This is a genomic window from Actinomadura sediminis (genome assembly GCF_042675525.1).
GTDB lineage: Bacteria > Actinomycetota > Actinomycetes > Streptosporangiales > Streptosporangiaceae > Spirillospora > Spirillospora sediminis.
The window spans coordinates 1-21,011 of the sequence record NZ_JBHTJA010000110.1 but is presented as its reverse complement, the minus strand read 5'-3'; the positions used below and the strand labels follow the sequence as shown (position 1 = coordinate 21,011).

Below are 21,011 nucleotides of genomic sequence, written 5' to 3'. Positions count from 1 at the left end.
CGCCGGCTGCTGCTCGTCGGCCGCCGCGGACCGGCCGCCGAGGCCGCCGACGTCCTGGTCGCCGACCTGGCCGCGCTCGGCGCGCGGGCGTCCGTCGTCGCCTGCGACGTCGCGGACCGGGACGCGCTCGCGAAACTCCTGGCCAACGCCGTTCCCGCGGCGCACCCCCTCACCGCGGTGGTGCACACCGCGGGCGTGCTCGACGACGCCGTCCTCACCGCGATGACGCCCGACCGGCTCGAAACGGTCCTCGCGCCGAAGGCGGACGCGGCCTGGCACCTGCACGAGCTGACCGCCGACCTGGACCTGGCGATGTTCGCGGTGTTCTCCTCCGCCGCCGGGGTCCTCGGCACGGCCGGCCAGTCCGGCTACGCCGCCGCCAACGCCTTCCTCGACGCGCTGGCCCACCGGCGGCGGGCCGCGGGCCTCCCCGGCCTGTCCCTCGCCTGGGGCATGTGGGAGGAGAGCAGCGCGATGACCCGCGACCTCGGAGAGAACGACCTCGCCCGCAACCGGCGGATGGGCGTCGCGCCGCTCCCCACCGCCGAGGCGCTCGACCTCTTCGCCCCCGCGCCCGCCGCCGCGGCGCCCGCCGCCGTCCCGCTCCGGCTGCATCCCGGCGGCGCCCCCGCCGGGGACGTCCCGCCGCTGCTCCGCCGCGCCCTGCGGCGGACGGCGGGCGCCGCGCCGCCGCCGCTGGACGAGCCCGCCGAGCGGTTCGGCGACCTCGCTCCCGGCGAACTGCGGGACCGGCTCCGCGAGCTGGTCATCACGCACATCGCCGTGGTCGCCGATCACCGGCGCGGCGCCGTCCGGCCCGAACGCCCGTTCCGCGAACTCGGCTTCGACTCGCTGATGACCGTGGAACTGCGCAACCGGCTGGCCGCCGCAACCGGCCTCACCCTCCCGCCCACCCTCGTGTTCGACCATCCGACCCCCGCCGCCCTCGCCGATCACCTCCGCGACCGGCTCCTGGACGGCCGTCCCGCCACCGGCGGCGACGACGCCGGCGGCGCGGCCGCCGACCCCGACACGGCCGTGCGGGACGCGCTCGCCCGCGTCCCGGTCGACCGGCTGCGCCGGTCCGGCCTGCTCGACGCGCTGCTGCGGCTGGCCGACGGCCCCGCCGCGACGGCGGACGACGACGGGACGGAGAACCTCGACTCCATGGCCGCCGACGACCTGATCCGGCTCGCGTTGAGCGACACCGGCGCCGACGACTTCTGAACCGCCGAACCGACCCTGGGGGAAGTGCCATGCCGGACTCAGAGGACAAGCTCGTCAGCGCGCTCCGCAGCGCACTGAAGGAGAACGAGCGGCTGCGCCGGGCGAACCTGGAGATGGCCGCCGCCGCGACGGAGCCGCTCGCGATCGTCGGCATCGGCTGCCGCTTCCCCGGCGGCGTCCGGTCCGCCACCGACCTGTGGTCCCTGCTCGCCGACGGCGCCGACGCGATCGGGCCGTTCCCCACCGACCGCGGCTGGGACCTCGACGGCCTCCACCACCCCGACCCCGGCCATCCCGGCACCTCGGTCGCCGCCGAGGGCGGATTCCTGTACGACGCCGCGGACTTCGACCCCGCCTTCTTCGGGATCGGCCCCCGCGACGCGCCCACCATCGACCCGCAGCAGCGGCTGTTGCTGGAGGCCGCCTGGGAGGCGTTCGAAGGCGCGGGCATCGTGCCCGCCTCCATCCGGGACACCGACACCGGCGTGTTCGCCGGGGTGATGCACGGCGACCACGCGTCCCGGCTCGCGCACGCCCCGTCCCCCCTCGAGGGCAAGCTCGGCCTCGGCGGCATCGCGAGCGTCCTGTCCGGCCGCGTCTCCTACACCTTCGGCTTCCGCGGCCCGGCGGTGACGGTGGACACGGCGTGCTCGTCGTCGCTGGTGGCGCTGCACCTGGCGGTGCAGTCGCTGCGGCGCGGCGAGTGCTCGCTGGCGCTGGCCGGCGGCGTCACGGTGATGTCGACGCCCGACACGTTCGTCCAGTTCAGCCGCCTGGGGAACCTCGCCCCGGACGGCCGCTGCAAGCCGTTCGCCCGCACCGCGAACGGGCTCGGCTGGTCCGAGGGCGTCGGCGTCCTGCTGCTCGAGCGGTTGTCGGACGCGCGTCGCAACGGCCACCCCGTCCTCGCCGTGCTGCGCGGGTCGGCCGTGAACCAGGACGGCGCCAGCCACGGCCTCACCGCGCCGAACGGCCCGTCGCAAGAACGCGTGATCCAGGCCGCGCTCGCCGATGCCGGTCTGTCGCCGTCCGATGTGGACGTGGTGGAGGGGCATGGGACGGGCACGCGGTTGGGTGATCCGATCGAGGTGCAGGCGTTGCAGGGGGTTTATGGGCGGGATCGGGATCGTGCGTTGTTGCTGGGTTCGGTGAAGTCGAATCTGGGGCACACGCAGGCGGCCGCGGGTGTGGCGGGTGTGATCAAGATGGTGCTGGCGTTGCGGCGGGGTGTGGTTCCGCGGACGTTGCATGTGGACGAGCCGTCGGGTGAGGTGGATTGGTCGTCGGGTGCGGTGGAGCTGGTCACGGAGGACCGTGCGTGGCCGGAGACGGGGCGGGTGCGGCGTGCGGGGGTGTCGTCGTTCGGGATCAGCGGCACCAACGCCCACGTGATCTTGGAGCAGGCGCCCGACCCCGAGCCGGTGGCCGCGCATCGACCCGCACCGTCCGTGATCCCGTGGGTGGTGTCGGGTCGTGATGCGGGGGCGCTGCGGGCGCAGGCGGAGGGCCTGCGGTCGTTCGTGGGGGAGCGGCCGGAGCTGGACCCAGTGGACGTGGGTTTCTCCCTCGCGACCACCCGTTCCCCCTTCGAGCACCGTGCGGTGGTAGTGGGCACCGACCGTGCGGAACTGCTCGACGCCCTGGCGGGGCACAGGCTGGCCGGAATGGTGAGCGACGAGCCGGGTCGTTCGGCGGTGGTGTTCTCCGGTCAGGGCGCTCAGCGGGTCGGGATGGGCCGCGGGTTGTCCGAGGCGTTTCCGGTGTTCGCGGAGGCGTTCGAGGAGGTGTGCGGGCACTTTGCGGGGTTGCGGGAGGTGGTGTGGGAGCACCCGGACCTGGTGGATCGGACCGAGCACGCCCAGTGTGGTCTGTTCGCGTTCGAGGTGGCGTTGTTCCGGTTGGTCGAGTCGTGGGGTGTGGTCCCGGATTTCGTGGCGGGTCATTCGATCGGTGAGGTGACCGCCGCCCATGTGGCGGGGGTGTGGTCCCTGGAGGACGCCTGCCGCGTGGTGCGGGCGCGCGCTTCGTTGATGGGTGCTCTGCCTGCGGGTGGGGCGATGGTCGCCGTCCAGGCGTCCGAAGACGAACTCGACCTGCCGTCCGGGGTGGAGCTGGCGGCGATCAACGCTCCTTCTTCGGTGGTGCTGTCGGGGGATGAGGACGCGGTGGCTCGGGTGGCGGCCGAGTGGAAGGACCGGGGCCGCAAGACCACCCCCTTGAAGGTGTCGCACGCGTTCCATTCGGCGCAGATGGAGCCGATGCTCGACGACTATGCCGAGGTTCTGGCCTCGGTCACCTTCCACCCGCCGACCATTCCGCTGGTGTCGACGGTGACGGGCGAGCGGACCGGCGAGATGCTGCTCTCACCGGGGTATTGGCTGCGTAATGTGCGCGAGACGGTGCGGTTCGCCGATGCCGTCCGGACCCTTGAAGGTGAGGGTGTTCGCACGTTCGTTGAGGTGGGGCCTTCGGCGGTGTTGTCGGGGCCGGGGTCGGGCTGTTTGCGGGGTGCGGAGGGGGAGTTCGTCGCGGTGGCGCGTGCCGACCGTGATGAGGTGGAGGTGCTGCTGGGGGCGGTCGGCCGGTGGTGGGAACGCGGTCACGACGTCGACTGGGGCGCCCTGTTCACTGGTACCGGTGCCCGGCGTGTCGAGTTGCCGACCTACCCGTTCCAACGCCGCCGCTACTGGCTGGACGCGCCGCCCGGCGCCGCCGGCGCGTCCGGGCTCGGGCTCTCGCCCGCCGGGCATCCGCTTCTGGGCGCCGCCGTCGCGCGGGCCGACGCCGAGGGCCTGGTCCTGACCGGGCGGCTGTCCGCGCGGAGCCACCCGTGGCTGGCCGACCACCGGCTGAGGGGCGCGATCGTGTTCCCCGGCACGGCCTTCCTGGAACTGGCCATGCACGCGGGAGACGTCGCGGGGTGCGGCCTCCTGGAGGAGATGACGCTGCAGGAGCCGCTGATCCTGCCCGACGACGACGCGGTGCAGCTGCAAATCCTCGTGAGCGCCCCCGACGCCACCGGGCGGTGCGCGTTCTCCGTCCATTCCCGTACCGGTGAATTTGACCTGCAAGACCCTTGGACCCGGCACGCCGACGGCGTCCTCGTCCCCGCCGGACGACCGGACGCCGCCCCCGCCGACCTGGCCGCCTGGCCGCCGCCCGGGGCCGGGCCCGTCGACCTCGGCGACGCCTACGAGCGGCTGGCCGCCGCCGGGTACGACTACGGTCCAGTGTTCCGTGGGCTGCGCGCGGCATGGCGCCGGGGCACGGACCTGTTCGCCGAAGTGGCGCTGCCGGAGGGCACGGACCCCGCCGGGTTCGGCCTGCACCCGGCGCTGCTGGACGCCGCCGTGCACGCCTGGCTGCTCGACCACGCCGCCCCGAGGGACGCGGAACCGGCCACCATCATCCCGTTCGCCTGGCGCGGCGTCGCCTCGGCGGCGACGGGAGCCACCGCCGTCCGGGTACGGCTCCGCGACGAGGACGGCACGATCTCCGTGACGGTCGCGGACCCGGCGGGGGCGCCGGTCGCCGAGATCGCGTCGATCACCCCCCGGGAGATTCCCGCCGAGCGGCTCGCGGGCACCGCGCGGGGCACGGGGGACGCGCTGTACGCGGTCGACTGGCGTCCGGTCCGGGCGGTGCCGGACGGGACGGCTGCGCCGTACCCGGAGGCGGCCGGCGTGCTGGAGGGTCCGTCCCCGGACGGCCCGGTGCCGGACGTCGTGCTGCTGACGTGCGCGCCGGAGAGCGAGCCGCGGGGAGAGGGGACGGTCGCGGAGCGGGCTCGCACGGCCGTGCGGCGCGTGCTCGGCGACGTCCAGGCGTGGCTGGCGGACCCGCGGACTGCCGGGGCGCTGCTGGTGGTGACCACCCGCGGGGCGGTCGCCGCAGGTGACGGCACCGAGCGGGCGGACCCGGCGCAGGCCGCGCTGTGGGGGCTGGTGCGGGCCGCGCAGGCCGAGCATCCGGGGCGGCTGGCGCTCGTCGACCTCGACGGCCGGGGAGACGACGGCGCCGCGGTCGCCGCCGCGGTCGCGTCCGGGGAGCCCGAGGCGGCGGTGCGGGCGGGCACGCTCCTCGTCCCGCGCCTCGTGCCGGTGCGGCGCGCAGCGGAGCCCGAGGACGGTGCCGCGACGAGCGCGGCGCCGACCTGGCGCCCCCGCGGCACGGTGCTGATCACCGGCGGGACGAGCGGGCTCGGCGCGGTGCTGGCCCGCCACCTCGCGGCGGAGCACGGCGAGCGGCGGCTGCTGCCGGAGAGCCGCCGCGGCGCGGACGCGCCCGGCGCCGCCGACCTGCGCGCGGAACTGGCCGCGCTCGGCGCCGAGGCCGTGCCGGTCGCCTGCGACGTCGCCGACCGCGACGCGCTCGCGGCCCTGCTGGACTCGATCCCCGCCGGGCATCCGCTGACGGCGGTCGTGCACACCGCCGGGATCGCCGAGCCGGCGGTCGTCGCGGCGCTCACTCCCGAGCAGGTGGACCGGGCGATGCGTCCCAAGGCGGACGCGGCGTGGCACCTGCACGAACTCACGGAGGGGCTCGATCTGTCGGCGTTCGTCCTGTACTCCTCCGTGGGCGGCCTGGTGCTGGGCGCCGGGCAGGCCGGTTACGCGGCGGCCAACGCGTTCCTCGACGGCCTCGCCGCGCACCGGGCGGCGCGCGGGCTGCCCGCGACGTCGCTGGCCTGGGGCCTGTGGGACGCCGCGGGCATGGCGGAGCGGCTCACCGAGACCGATCTGCTGCGGCTGCGCCGGCTGGGCCTGCCGCCCCTCGGGACCGGCGAGGCGCTGGAGATGTTCGACACGGCGCTGCGCGGCCGCGAGCCCGCCGTGGCGCCGCTGCGGATCGACCGGGCCGCGCTGAACGCCCGCACCGACGAGGTTCCCGCGCTGCTGCGGGGATTCCTGCGCGGGCCGTCGCGCCGTGCCGCCGCCACCGGCGGCGCCGCGCCCGCCGGAACGGATCTGACCGCCCGGCTGGGCGGACTCGACGGCCAGGCCAGGCGGCGGGCGCTGCTGGACGTGGTGCGCGCCACGGCCGCGACGGTGCTCGGGCATCCCTCGCCCGACGCCGTCGGGACCCGGGCCGCGTTCCGCGACCTCGGGTTCGATTCCCTCGCGGCCGTGGAGATGCGCAACCTGCTGCGCGACGCGACCGGGCTCGCCCTCCCCGCCACCCTGGCCTTCGACCATCCCACCCCGTCGGCGCTGGCCGAGCACCTGGCCGGCCGGCTGTTCGCGGACGCCGCGCCGGCGCCCGCGCGGGAACCGGCCGCGGCCGTCGCCGCCGCGACCGACGACCCGATCGCGGTCGTCGCCATGGCCTGCCGCTACCCGGGCGGGGCGCGCACGCCCGAGGACCTGTGGCGGCTGGTGCGCGACGGCGCGGACGCGACCTCCGCGTTCCCGGACGACCGCGGCTGGGACCCCGCCGTGCACGACCCGACCCGGACGCGGCCGGGGACCACGTACGTGGAGCGCGGGGGCTTCCTGCACGACGCGGCGGACTTCGACCCGGGCTTCTTCGGCATCTCGCCGCGCGAGGCCGCCGCCATGGACCCCCAGCAGCGGCTCCTGCTGGAGACCTCGTGGGAGGCGCTGGAGCGCGCGGGCATCGACCCGGCGACCCTGCACGGCAGCCCGACCGGGGTGTTCGCCGGCGTGATGTACCACGACTATCCCGGGGCCGGTCCCGGCGGCAGTGTCGTGTCGGGGCGCGTCTCCTACACGCTCGGGCTGGAGGGACCGGCGGTGACGGTGGACACGGCGTGCTCGTCGTCGCTGGTCGCCCTGCACCTGGCCGCGCAGTCGCTCCGGCAGGGGGAGTGCTCGCTGGCGCTCGCGGGCGGGGTCGCGGTGATGGCGACTCCGGAGATGTTCGTGGAGTTCTCCCGGCAGCGGGCGCTGTCGCCCGACGGCCGCTGCCGTTCCTTCGCGTCCGCCGCCGACGGCGTCGGCTGGGCCGAGGGCGCCGGTGTGCTGCTGCTGGAGCGCCTGTCGGACGCGCGCCGCAACGGCCACCCGGTGCTCGCGGTGGTGCGGGGCAGCGCGGTGAACCAGGACGGGGCCTCCAACGGGCTGACCGCGCCGAACGGGCCGTCCCAGGAACGGGTGATCCGGCGGACGCTCGCCAACGCGGGCCTCGACGTCGCCGACGTGGACGTCATGGAGGGCCACGGCACCGGGACCACGCTCGGCGACCCGATCGAGGCGCGGGCGCTCCTCGCCACGTACGGGCGGGGCCGCGGCGCCGCCCGCCCGCTGCTGCTCGGGTCGCTGAAATCGAACATCGGCCACACCCAGGCCGCGGCCGGCGCCGCGGGCGTGATCAAGATGGTGCTGGCGATGCGCCACGGGATCGTCCCGCGGACGTTGCACGTCGACGAGCCGTCACGGGAGGTGGACTGGTCGTCGGGCGCCGTCGAGCTGGTCACCGAGGAGCGCGCGTGGCCGGAGACGGGACGCCCGCGCCGCGCGGCCGTGTCCTCGTTCGGGATCAGCGGCACCAACGCGCACATGATCCTCGAACAGGCGCCGCCGGACGCGCCCGCCGAGACCGGCGGCGGCGCGGCCCCGGACACCGCTTCCGGCGGCGGGCGGCCGTGGCCGGAGAGCGGGCTGCTGCTGCCGCTGTCCGCCCGGGCGCCCGGCGCCCTGCGCGACCAGGCCGCGCGGCTGCTGGCGGCGCTGGACGACGACCCCGCCCCCGACCTCGTGGACGTCGGATTCTCCCTGGCGACGACCCGGGGACGTTTCGAGCACCGCGCCGCGGTGTGCGCCGCCGACGGCGCGGCCGTGCTGCGCGGCCTGCGGGCCGTCGCCGCCGGGGACCCCGACGGCGGCGTCGTCCGGGACGTCACGCCCGACGCCGGCGGCGGACCGGTCGCCGCGCTGTTCTCCGGGCAGGGCTCCCAGCGTCTCGGCATGGGACGCGACCTGCACGCGGCGTTCCCCGTCTTCGCGGCGGCGTTCGACGAGGTCTGCGCGGAGTTCGACGCGCTCGACCCGCAGGCGGGCGGGCTGCGGGACGCGCTGTGGTCGCGCGCCGAAGCGATCGACCGGACCCGGTACGCGCAGCGCGGACTGTTCGCGTTCGAGGTCGCGCTGTACCGGCTGGCCGAGTCGTGGGGCGTCGTCCCCGACCTGCTCGCCGGGCATTCCATCGGCGAGCTGGTCGCGGCGTACGCCGCGGGCGTCTGGTCGCTGCCCGACGCGTGCCGGGTCGTCGACGCGCGCGCCCGGCTGATGGAGGACCTCCCGCAGGGCGGCGCCATGGTCGCCGTCAACGCCGCCCCCGGCGACCTGCCGCTGCCGGCGGACGGGGTGGAACTCGCCGCCGTGAACGGCCCCCGCTCGGTGGTGCTGTCCGGCGACGAGGACGCGGTCCTGGAACTGGCCGGTTCGCTCGGCTCCGGCCGGACGACCCGGTTGCACGTTTCCCACGCCTTCCACTCCGCCCACATGGACCCGATGCTGGCCGACTTCCGGAAGGTCCTGGAGTCGGTCTCCTACCGGCCGCCACGAATCCCGATCGTCTCGATGGTCACCGGAGACGCGGCGGCGGACGTGACCTCCCCGGAGCACTGGCTGCGCAACGTCCGCGACACCGTCCGGTACGCCGACGCCGTGCACGCCCTGGAAGAACGCGGCGTCCGGACCTTCCTGGAGTACGGGCCCCGGGCGGTGCTGTCCGCCACCGGCCCGGAGTGCCTCGCCCGGCGGGACGGCGCCTTCGTCGCCCTGTCGGGCGGCGACGGGCCCGAGCACGGCGCGTACGCCCGCGCCCTCGCCCGCCTGTGGACGCGCGGCACCGACCTCGCCTGGGACGCCGCCTTCGCCGGCACCTCCGCGCGGCGCGTCGGCCTGCCGACCTACCCGTTCCAGCGCACCCGCCACTGGGCCGACGACGATGCCCACCATGACGCGGCCCACCGCGACGCGGCGGGCCCCGACGATTCCGGGTTCTGGGCGGCCGTCGAACGCGGCGACGTCGGCGGCCTCCGCCGCGTCCTCGGGATCGACGGCGACGCCGCCGACGGCGCACTCGGCACCGTCCTGCCCGCGCTGTCGGAGTGGCGGCGGCGACGCGACGACGACGCCGCCGTCGCCGCCCTGCGCTACCGCATCGGCTGGACCGCCCTGCCCGCGCCCGCGCGCCCGCGCCCGGCCGGGGAACGGTGGCTGCTCGTCCTCCCGCCGGAGCACCCCGCCCGCGACCGGCTCACGGCGGTGCTGGACGAGCGCGGCATCGGCCACGCCGTGCTGGAACCGCCCGCCCCGGACCCGGACGACGCCGCCGGCCGCGCCGCGCTCGCCGCCCGGATCGAACGGCTGCGGCGGGACGACTCCCCGTTCACGGTCGTGCTGTCCCTGCCCGGAACGGACGACCGGCCCCACCCCGCCCACCCGCACGTGGACCGGCACGTGGCCGGCGTGCTCCTGCTCGTCCAGGCGCTCGGCGACGCCCGCGTCCCCGCGCCGCTGTGGATCTGCACGCGCGGCGCCCAGACCGTGGACGCCGCCGACGCCCCCGCCGACCCCGTCCAGGCCGGGATCTGGGGCCTCGGCCGCTCGCTCCGCCTGGAACTGCCGGACCGGTGGGGCGGCCTCCTCGACCTGCCGGCCGAACCGGACGACCGCGCCCTGCGCCTCCTCGCCGACGCCGTCGCGGGCGGCGTCCCGGAGCCGGAGGACCAGCTCGCGGTGCGCCCGTCCGGGCTGTTCGGGTGCCGGATCCGCCGCGCCCCGGAACCGCCCCCGTCCGGCGACGGCGGCTGGCGCCCCCGCGGCACGGTGCTGATCACCGGCGGGACCGGCGCCATCGGCGGGCACGTCGCACGCCGGCTCGCCGAGCGCGGTGCCGAGCACCTCGTGCTGGCCGGCCGGCGCGGAGCCGACGCGCCCGGCGCCGCCCGCCTGGCGGCCGAACTGGAGGCGGCCGGGGTCCGGGTGACCCTCGCCGCCTGCGACCTGGCGGACCGGCCGGCCGTCCGGGACCTGCTCGCCGAGCACCACGTGACGGCGGTGTTCCACGCCGCCGGGACGTCGGGACGGGGCGGCGGCGACGCCGCGTCGGGCCGGACCGCCGCCGCGGAGACCACCGCGGCCGACGTCGCCGACGTGTTCGCCGCGAAGGTCGGCGGGGCCCGCAACCTGGACGAACTGATCGACCACGACCTGGACGCGTTCGTGCTCTTCTCCTCCGTGGCCGGGGTGTGGGGGAGCGCCGCCCAGGCCGCCTACGCGGCGGCGAACGCGCACCTCGACGCGCTCGCGCAGCGGCGTCGGGCGCGCGGGGCCGCGGCGACGTCCGTGGCGTGGGGGCTGTGGGCGGGCGACGGCATCGCGTCCGGGACCTCGCTCGGCGAGTGGCTGGCCGGACAGGGTGTGCGCGGCCTCGACCCCGGGCTCGCCGTCACCGCGCTCGACCGGATCCTGGACCGGGACGAGTCCGGGCTCGTCGTCGCCGACGTCGACTGGAAACGGTTCGCGCCGATCTTCACCGCGCGCCGTCCCGGCCCGCTGCTGAGCGGCGTCCCCGAGGCCCGCCCCGCGGCGCCGCCCGCCCCGGACGGCCCCGCGCCGGCGTCCGAACTCGCCCGGCGCGTCGCCGGGCTGCCCGGACCACGCCGCGCGGAGCTGCTCGCCGAGCTCGTCCGGACCGAGACCGCCGCGGTCCTCGGCCACGACTCGGCGGGCGCCGTCCCCGCCGACCGGTCCTTCCGGGATCTCGGGCTCGACTCGGTCACCGGCGTCGAGCTGCGCGACCGGCTGTCCGCCGCGGCCGGTGTGCCGCTGCCCGCCACGCTGGTGTTCGACCGGCCGACCCCCGAGGCCGCCGCCGCGCACCTGGAGGACCTGCTCGCCGGACCCGGCGACGCCGCCGCCCGCGCGCCCGTCCCGGCCGCCGCGGTCCGGCACGACGAGCCGATCGCCGTCGTGGCGATGAGCTGCCGGTTCCCCGGCGGGGTGCGGTCCGCCGACGACCTGTGGCGGCTGCTCGAACGGGGCGGCGACGCGATCACCGGGTTCCCCGCGGACCGCGGCTGGGACGTCGACGCCGTCTACGATCCCGAACCCGGCACGCCCGGCCGCTCCTACGTGCGCGTCGGCGGCTTCCTGGACGACGTCGCGGCGTTCGACGCCGGATTCTTCGGCATCTCGCCGCGCGAGGCGCGGGACCTCGACCCGCAGCAGCGCCTCCTGCTGGAGAGCGCCTGGACGGCGCTGGAGCACGGCGGGATCGACCCGCGCACCCTCCGCGGCGACCGCGTCGGCGTGTTCGTCGGCACGAACCTCCAGGACTACGGCGCCGACATCCACAACTCCGCGAGCGCGTTCTCCGGCCGGATCTCCTACACGTTCGGGCTTGAGGGCCCGGCGATGACGGTGGACACGGCCTGCTCGTCGTCGCTGGTGGCGCTGCACCTCGCCGCGCAGTCGCTCCGGCGCGGCGAATGCCCGCTGGCGCTCGCGGGCGGCGTCACCGTCATGTCCACCCCGAAGGCGTTCATCTCGTTCGCCAAGCAGCGGGGGCTGGCGCCGGACGGGCGGTGCAAGGCGTTCGCGTCGGGTGCCGATGGGACGGGCTGGTCGGAGGGTGTCGGGATGCTGGTGCTGGAGCGTCTGTCGGACGCGCGGCGCAATGGTCATCCGGTGCTGGCGGTGGTGCGTGGTTCGGCGGTGAACCAGGACGGCGCGTCCAACGGCCTCACCGCACCCAACGGCCCGGCACAGGAGGAGATGATCCGCCAGGCGCTGGCGGACGCCGGTCTGTCGCCGTCCGATGTGGACGTGGTGGAAGGCCACGGCACCGGCACCCGGCTGGGCGACCCGATCGAGGCGCAAGCCCTCCTCGGGGTCTATGGGCGGGACCGGGATCGTGCGTTGCTGCTGGGTTCGGTGAAGTCGAACCTGGGGCACACGCAGGCCGCCGCCGGTGTGGCCGGTGTGATCAAGATGGTGCTGGCGATGCGGCGCGGACTCGTCCCGCGGACGTTGCATGTGGATGAGCCGTCACGTGAGGTGGACTGGTCGTCGGGCGCCGTGGAGCTGGTCACCGAGGACCGTGCGTGGCCGGAGACGGGGCGGGCGCGGCGTGCGGGCGTCTCGTCGTTCGGGATCAGCGGCACCAACGCCCACGTGATCTTGGAGCAGGCACCCGACCCCGAGCCCGAGCCGGATTCCGAGCCGGCCTCGGCGCCCAGGGCCGGGAATCGGCTCTCGACCGTCCCGTGGGTGGTGTCGGGTCGTGATGCGGGGGCGCTGCGGGCGCAGGCGGAGGGCCTGCGGTCGTTCGTGGGGGAGCGGCCGGAGCTGCACCCTCTGGACGTGGGTTTCTCCCTCGCGACGACCCGCTCGCGCTTCGAGCACCGTGCGGTGGTCATCGGCTCCGACCGGGCGGAACTTCTGGAGCGGCTCGCCGACGCCGGACATCCGGAGTCGACGGTCGCCGACCCGGGTCGTTCGGCGGTGGTGTTCTCCGGTCAGGGCGCTCAGCGGGTCGGGATGGGCCGCGGGTTGTCCGAGGTCTTTCCGGTGTTCGCGGAGGCGTTCGAGGAGGTGTGCGGGCACTTTGCGGGGTTGCGGGAGGTGGTGTGGGAGCACCCGGACCTGGTGGATCGGACCGAGCACGCCCAGTGTGGTCTGTTCGCGTTCGAGGTGGCGTTGTTCCGGTTGGTCGAGTCGTGGGGTGTGGTCCCGGATTTCGTGGCGGGTCATTCGATCGGTGAGGTGACGGCCGCCCATGTGGCGGGGGTGTGGTCCCTGGAAGACGCCTGCCGCGTGGTGCGGGCACGCGCTTCGTTGATGGGGTCCCTCCCATCGGGTGGGGCGATGGTGGCGGTGCAGGCGTCGGAGGATGAACTCGTTCTGCCGTCCGGGGTGGAAGTGGCGGCGGTGAATGGTCCTTCTTCGGTGGTGCTGTCGGGGGATGAGGACGCGGTGGCTCGGGTGGCGGCCGAGTGGAAGGACCGGGGCCGCAAGACCACCCCCTTGAAGGTTTCCCACGCGTTCCATTCGGCGCAGATGGAGCCGATGCTCGACGACTATGCCGAGGTTCTGGCCTCGGTCACCTTCCACCCGCCGACCATTCCGCTGGTGTCGACGGTGACGGGCGAGCGGACCGGCGAGATGCTGCTCTCACCGGGGTATTGGCTGCGTAATGTGCGGGAGACGGTTCGGTTCGCCGATGCCGTCCGGACGCTCGAAGGTGAGGGTGTTCGCACGTTTGTTGAGGTGGGGCCTTCGGCGGTGTTGTCGGGGCCGGGGTCGGGGTGTTTGCGGGGTGAGGAGGGGGAGTTCGTCGCGGTGGCGCGTGCCGACCGTGATGAGGTGGAGGTGCTGCTGGGGGCGGTCGGCCGTTGGTGGGAACGCGGTCACGACGTCGACTGGGGTGCCCTGTTCGCCGGGTCCGGTGCTCGGCGTGTCGAGTTGCCGACCTACCCGTTCCAACGCCGCCGCTACTGGCGCGACCCGGACACGGCCGGGGCAGGGGCCGACTCCGCGCGCCACCCGCTGCTCGACGCCGCCGTCTCCCAGGCCGGGTCCGGTGCGGTCGTCCTGACCGGACGGGTGTCGGCGCGGACGCAGCCGTGGCTGGCCGACCACCGGATCGGTGAGGCCACGGTGTTCCCCGGCACCGGCTTCGTGGAACTCGCGATCCACGCCGGCGACCGGGTCGGCTGCGGGTTCCTCGACGAACTCGCCCTCGAAGCCCCGCTGACGATCCCCGCGGACGGCGCGGTGGACGTTCAGGTCACCGTCGACGCCGCGGGCGCCGACGGGCGGCGCGACGTGGCGGTGTACGCGCGCCCGCAGGGCGCCTCGCTGGAGGAACCCTGGACCAGGCACGCGGCGGGTGTCCTCGCCGCCGCCCCGCCGGAATCGGACACCGACCGCGAGGCGGCGCACTGGCCGCCGCCCGACGCGGTTCCGCTTGACCTCGACGGGTTCGGCGACCCGCACGTCGACGGCGGCCTGTCCTACGGGCCCGCGTTCCAGGGGATCCGGGCGGCGTGGCACCGCACCGGCGCCGACGGCGACGAGGTCTTCACCGAGGTCGAGCTGGCCTCGGACCTGCGGGACGAGGCGGACCGCTACGGCGTCCACCCCGCGCTGCTCGACGTCGCCGTGCAGGCGTACGCGCTCACCGGACGGGCGGACGCGGGGTCGGTGGTGCCGTTCGCCTGGAACGCGGTGACGCTGCACGCGGCCGGGGCGGTCGGCCTGCGGGTCCGGCTGGCCGTCGGGCGGGACGGCGCGGTCCGGCTGGCGGCGGCCGACCCGGCGGGCGCGCCGGTCGTGTCGATCGGGTCGCTCGTCATGCGGCCGATCACGGCGGTGCCGCACGCGGAGAACGGGTCCGGCGGTGCCGCGGGCGGCGAGCTGTACCTGGTCGACTGGACCGACCCGCCTCCCGCCCACGGGGACGTCCCAGGGACGCCCGTCCGCGAGACGCCCGACATCGGCGCATTGCGCACCGCCCTGGACGGCGGCGCGCCCGTCCCCGACGCCGTGTCTTTCCCGGCCGGGGCGGCGGCGGGCGATCCGGCCGACGACGCGGGACCGGCGGTCCGCCGAGTGCTGGCGGCGCTGCGGTCCTGGCTGGAGGACGAACGGCTGGCGGCGTCCACGCTGGTGGTGCTGACCCGGAACGCGGTCCTGCCCGGCGGCGACGGTCCGGCCGACCTCGGCGGCGCGGCCGTCTGGGGGCTGGTGCGTTCCGCGCAGGCCGAGCATCCGGGCCGGTTCGTCCTCGCCGACATGGACGGCTCGGACGCCTCCGCCGCCGCCCTGCCGGCGGCGCTCGCGACAGGGGAGCCCCAGTTCGCGATCCGCTCCGGCACGGTCCGCGTCCCGCGCCTGGCGCCGGTGCCCCGCGCGGACGGCCCGTCCGAGCCGTTCGACCCCGGCCCGGGCACCGTGCTGATCACCGGCGGCACCGGGGGCCTGGGCGCCGTGCTGGCGCGGCACCTGGTGAGCGGGCACGGAGCGCGGCGGCTGCTCCTGCTGAGCCGCCGCGGCGCGGACGCGCCCGGCGCGGGGGACCTCCGGGAGGAACTGGCGGCGCTCGGGGCCGAGGTCGCGTTCGCCGCGTGCGACGCGGCGGACCGGGACGCGCTGGCGTCCGTCCTCGGCGCGATCCCCGCGGAACGCCCGCTGACCGCGGTCGTCCACGCCGCCGGGGTGATGGACGACGCCGTCCTGTCCTCGCTGACCGCCGACCGGGTCGGCGCGGTCCTGGACGCCAAGGCGACGGCGGCGCGGCACCTGCACGAGCTCACCGGGCACCTCGGCCTGTCGGCGTTCGTCCTGTACTCGGCGGCGGCGGGCACCCTCGGGACGCCCGGCCAGGCGGCGTACGCGGCGGCGAACGCCTACCTGGACGCGCTCGCCGCGCGGCGCCGGGCCAGCGGCCTGCCCGCGGTGGCGTTGGGCTGGGGGCTGTGGGAGCGGCCGACCGGCATGACCGGGCACCTCACCGCGGCCGACGTCGACCGGATCGGCCGCGTCGGCGTCGCGCCGCTCGCCGCGGCGGACGGGCCGGCGCTGTTCGACCGGGCCGTCACCGCGGGCCCGCCCGCGGTGCTGCCCGTCCGGCTGCACCTGGCCGCCCTGCGGGAACGGCGGAACGCCGGGACGCTCCCGGCCATGCTCACGGGCCTGGTGGGGGACCGGCCCGCGCGCCGCAAGGCGGCGCCCGGCGGCGCGGCGGCGACGGCGGCGGCGCGGGGCGCGGCGCTCGCGGCGCTGAGCGGCCCGGAGCGTGCCGAGGCGCTCGTCGCGCTGGTACGGGCGGAGGCCGCGGCGGTCCTCGGGCACGACGGGGCGTCCGACGTCCGGGCGAGCCGGGCGTTCGACGAGCTCGGCTTCGACTCGCTCACGGCGATCGAGCTGCGGAACCGGCTGACCGCCGCGACCGGGGTCCGGCTGCCCGCCACGCTCGTCTTCGACTACCCGAACCCGGCCGCGCTGGCGGAGTACCTCGGTGACCGGCTCGGCCCCGGCCCGGCGGCGCCGGAGGTGTCGCTGCTGGGCGGCCTGGACCGGCTGGAAGCGGCCCTCGCCGCCCCCGGAGACGCCGATCTGGGCGCGCTCGGCGACGCCGACCGGAACCGGATCGGCGACCGGCTGCGGGCGCTGCTGGACCGCTGGCGCGAACTGCGCCTCCCCGGCGGGGACGAGCGGAACGTCGCGGACGAGCTCGCCGACGCCGACGACGACGCCATGTTCGACCTCATCGACCGGGAGCTCGGCCGGTGAGCCCGCGCACCGGTCCCGCGCGCGGCACCGGCCGCGCCGACCGAACCGACCGACCCCCTGCGAGCGACCCGATGCGAGCGACGGAGTGCAGATGACGAACGAGGCGAAGCTCCGCGACTACCTGAAGCGCGTCACCGCCGAGCTCCACGACACCCGCAGGCGCCTGGGCGAGGTGACCGAGCGCGCGGCCGAGCCGATCGCGATCGTCGGGATGGGGTGCCGCTACCCGGGCGGGGTCCGCACGCCCGAGGACCTGTGGACGCTCGTCGACGACGGGCGCGACGCGATCTCCGGTTTCCCCGCCGACCGCGGCTGGGACCGGGCTGCGCTCTACGACCCCGACCCGGACCGGACGGGCACCAGCTACACCGACCAGGGCGGGTTCCTGCACGACGCGGCCGAGTTCGACGCCGCGTTCTTCGGGATGGGGCCCCGGGAGGCGCTCACCAGCGACCCCCAGCACCGGCTGCTGCTGCAGGTGTCGTGGGAGGCGCTGGAGCGGGCCGGGATCGTGCCGGCGACGCTGCGGGGAAGCCGGACGGGCGTGTTCGCCGGGCAGATGTACCACGACTACGGTGCGCGCATCCACGCCCCCGGCATGGAGGAGTACGAGGCGTACCTGGGCAACGGCAGCTCCGGCGCCGTCGGCTCCGGCCGCATCTCCTACACGCTGGGGCTGGAAGGGCCGGCCGTCACCATCGACACGGCCTGCTCGTCGTCGCTCGTCGCGCTGCACCTGGCGGTGCAGTCGCTGCGGCGGGACGAGTGCTCGCTGGCGCTGGCGGGCGGCGCGACCGTGATGGCGACGCCCGGCACGTTCATCGAGTTCAGCCGGCAGCGCGGGCTGGCCCCCGACGGCCGGTGCAAGTCGTTCGCCGCCGCCGCCGACGGGGTCGGCTGGTCCGAGGGCGCCGCGATGCTCGTGCTCGAGCGGCTGTCGGACGCCCGGGCCGGCGGCCGCCCGGTGCTCGCGGTCATCCGCGGCGGCGCGGTGAACCAGGACGGCGCCTCCAACGGCCTCACCGCCCCCAACGGCCCGTCCCAGCAGCGGGTGATGCGGGCGGCGCTGGCCGACGCGCGGCTCGCGCCCGGCGACGTCGACGCGGTCGAGGCGCACGGCACCGGGACCCGGCTCGGCGACCCGATCGAGGCGCAGAGCGTCCTCGCCGTCTACGGGGACCGGGCGGACGACGTCCCGCTGTGGCTCGGCTCGCTCAAGTCGAACGTGGGGCACACCCAGGCCGCCGCCGGGGCGGGCGGGGTGATCAAAATGGTGATGGCGTTGCGGCACGGGACGCTGCCGCGCACGCTGCACGTCGACGCGCCCACCCCGGAGGTGGACTGGTCCGCGGGCGCGGTGCGGCTGCTGACCGACGCGCGCGCCTGGCCCGACCTCGACCGGCCGCGCCGCGCCGCCGTCTCCTCGTTCGGGGTCAGCGGCACCAACGCCCACCTGATCCTGGAGGCGGCGCCCGCCGGGGACGACACCGCGCACGTCGGCGCCGCACCCGAACCCGGCGGCGCGCACGTCCCGCCCGGCGCGCTGCCGTGGCCGCTGTCGGCGCGCGACGAGGACGCGCTGCGCGCCCAGGCGGCGCGGCTGCGCGCCGACCTCGACCGCCGTCCCGGCCTCGCGCCCGCCGATGTGGGGCTCTCCCTGGCGACCACCCGGTCGGCGTTCGAGCATCGCGCCGTGCTCGTCGGATCGGACCTCGACGAGCTGCGCGCGGGCCTGGCCGCACTGGAGAGCGGCGCCGCCGCGCCCGGCGTCGTGCGGGCCTTCGCGGGCGAGGGCGGGAAGGCCGCCTTCGTGTTCTCCGGGCAGGGCTCCCAATGGGACGGCATGGCCGTGGAGCTGCTGGACTCCAGCCCCGTGTTCGCCGCCGAGCTGGACGCGTGCGCCGCCGCGCTGCTCCCGCACGTGGGCTGGTCGCTGCGGGACGTCCTGCGCGGTGCGCCCGGCGCCCCCGCCCTGGACCGCGACGACGTCGTGCAGCCCGCGCTGTTCGCGGTCAACGTGGCCCTGGCCGCGCTGTGGCGGGCCCACGGCGTCGAGCCCGCCGCCGTGATCGGCCAGTCGCAGGGGGAGATCGCCGCCGCCTGCGTCGCGGGCGCGCTGACGCTGGAGGACGCGGCCCGGGTCGTCGCGCTGCGCAGCCGCGCGATCGCCGAGGAACTGCCCGGGCACGGCAGGATGGTGTCGGTGGCGCTCCCGGCGGACGAGGTCCGCGCCCTGCTGGCGGACCTGCCCGCCGAACCCGGCGGGGACGGCGACGGCCGCCCGGTCGTCGCCACGGTGAACGGGCCGTCGTCCACCGTGGTCTCCGGCGCCGCCGCCGCCATGGCCGAACTGCTGGCCCGCTGCGACGCCGCCGGCGTGCGGGCGCGCCGCATCGCCACCGACTACGCCTCCCACTCGCCCTACGTCGAACGCATCCGGGACCGGCTCCTCGCGGAACTGGCGCCGGTCCGGCCGCGCCCCGCGGCGCTGCCGTTCTACTCCTCCGTCACGGGCGGGCGGATGGACGGCGACGGGCTCGACGCCGCGTACTGGTACGCGAACCTGCGCGAACCCGTCCGGCTCGACCTGGCCGTCCGCGCCGCCCTCGACGACGACCACGCCTTCCTGGTGGAGGTCAGCCCGCACCCGGTCCTGGCGCCGAACCTGCAGGAGATCGCCGACGACGCCGGCGTCCCCGCGGCGGCGGTCGGGACGCTCCGCCGGGACGAGGGCGGCCTGCGGCGGTTCGCGCTGTCGGCCGCCGAACTGCACACCCGCGGCCTCCCGGTGGACTGGACCCCCTTCTTCCCCGGCGCCACCCCGGTGCCGCTCCCCACCTACGCGTTCCAGAACCGGCGGTTCTGGCTGGACGCCGCCCGCGGCGGCGACCCGGCGGCCGTGGGGATGACCCCGGTCGCGCACCCGATCCTCGGCGCGACCGTCGCGCTCGCCGGCGGGGGCGGCACCGTGGTGACCGGGCGGCTGTCCGCGGACGCCCAGCCCTGGCTCGCCGACCACACCGTGTCCGGCACCGTCCTGCTGCCCGGCACCGCGTTCCTGGAACTGGTGATCCGCGCTGGCGACCAGGCGGCCGGCGCCTGCGCCGTGGACGAGCTGACCCTGCACGCGCCGCTCGTCCTGGAGGGGCGGCGCGCGCGGCAGGTGCAGATCGTCCTGGAACCTGCGGACGCCGGAGGCCGCCGCGCCGTGTCGGTGCACTCGCGCCCAGACGGCTCCGACGCGGACGCCCCGTGGACGCGGCACGCCACGGGCGCCGTCCGCGACGCGCCCGCCGCCCCGCCCCCGGACGCGTTCGGCGAGCCGTCCGCCTGGCCCCCGCCGGGGGCCGTCCCCGTCCCGGTCGACGACCTCTACCCGCGGCTGGCCGGAGAGGGCTACGGCTACGGCCCGGCGTTCCAGGGTCTGCGGGCGATGTGGCGGCGCGGCGAGGACGTCTACGCCGAGGTGGCCCTCCCCGAGGACGCCGCCGGCGACGCCTACGCGCTGCACCCGGCGCTGCTGGACGCCGCCCTCCACACCGGCCTCGTCGACCGCACCGGCCCCGTGGAACTTCCCTTCGCGTGGAGCGGCGTGGAGCTGCACGCGGCGGGCGCGGCGGAACTGCGCGTCCACCTCGCCCCCGCCGAGGGCGGCGGGGTGACGCTGCGGGCCGCCGACCCGGCGGGCCGCCCGGTGTGCTCGGTCGCCCGCCTGGACGTGCGTCCCGTCGACACCGGCGCGCTGCGCCCCGCCGCGGGCGACGACGCCCTCTACCGCGTCCGCTGGACGCCGCTGCCACCGCACGGAACCGCCCGGCGCCCGGACCCCGCCGCCGGGCCGGTCGCCGCGCTGGGCGCGCTGGCGCCGGTCCGGACGGCCGGGCACGGCGCGTTCCTCGACCTCCCGGAACTCGACGCGGCCCTGGCCGCCGGCGCCGAGCCGCCCGCCACGGTCCTCGCGCCGTGCGCCCCGGCCGGGGCCGCGGACGTGCCGCGCGCCGTCCACGAGACGACCGCCGCCGTCCTGGCCCTGCTGCAGGGCTGGGCGGCCGACGACCGGCTCGCCGGGTCCACGCTGGTCGTCCTCACCCGCGACGCGCAGGCCGCCGGGCCGGACGACGCCGCCCGCCGGGTCGACCCGGTCGCCGCCGCGGTGTGGGGCCTGGTGCGGACGGCGCAGCGCGAGCAGGCCGGCCGCATCGTCCTCGCCGACCTCGACGGTCCCCTGCCCGAAGGACCGGATCTCCCCGCACCGCTCGCGGCGGCGCTCGCCGCGGGCGAACCCGAGCTCGCCGCCCGTCCCGGCGGCGTCCTCGTCCCCCGGCTCGCCCGTGTCCCCGCGGCCCGGGAGGAGCCGCCCGCGTGGGACGCCGCCGGGACCGTCGTCGTCACCGGCGGCACCGGCGGCCTCGGCGCCCTGCTCGCCCGGCACCTCGTGGAACGCCACGGGATCCGGCACCTCGTGCTGGCCGGCCGGCGCGGAGCCGACGCGCCCGGCGCCGCCGAGCTGGCCGCCGA

3 protein-coding genes are annotated in these 21,011 nt (G+C 76.9%); all 3 read left to right on the top strand.

Translation table 11 applies throughout. The features are described from left to right. The coding region (locus ACFQ11_RS31800; protein ID WP_378305452.1) for a type I polyketide synthase at nucleotides 1-1,227 on the top strand (1,227 nt) is incomplete at its 5' end. Nucleotides 1,228-1,256: 29 nt separating this feature from the next. Further along, nucleotides 1,257-16,493, top strand: a complete 15,237-nt coding sequence (locus ACFQ11_RS31795) for a type I polyketide synthase (protein WP_378305450.1) — start codon at nucleotides 1,257-1,259, stop codon at nucleotides 16,491-16,493. A gap of 91 nt (nucleotides 16,494-16,584) precedes the next feature. After that, nucleotides 16,585-21,011, top strand: a 4,427-nt coding sequence (locus tag ACFQ11_RS31790; protein WP_378305447.1) for a type I polyketide synthase, incomplete at its 3' end; no start/stop codon positions are given.

Excerpts from the sequence above, each read along its gene's own strand:
- ACFQ11_RS31795 (WP_378305450.1), top strand. The coding sequence starts at position 1,257 with ATGCCGGACTCAGAGGACAAGCTCGTCAGCGCGCTCCGCAGCGCACTG.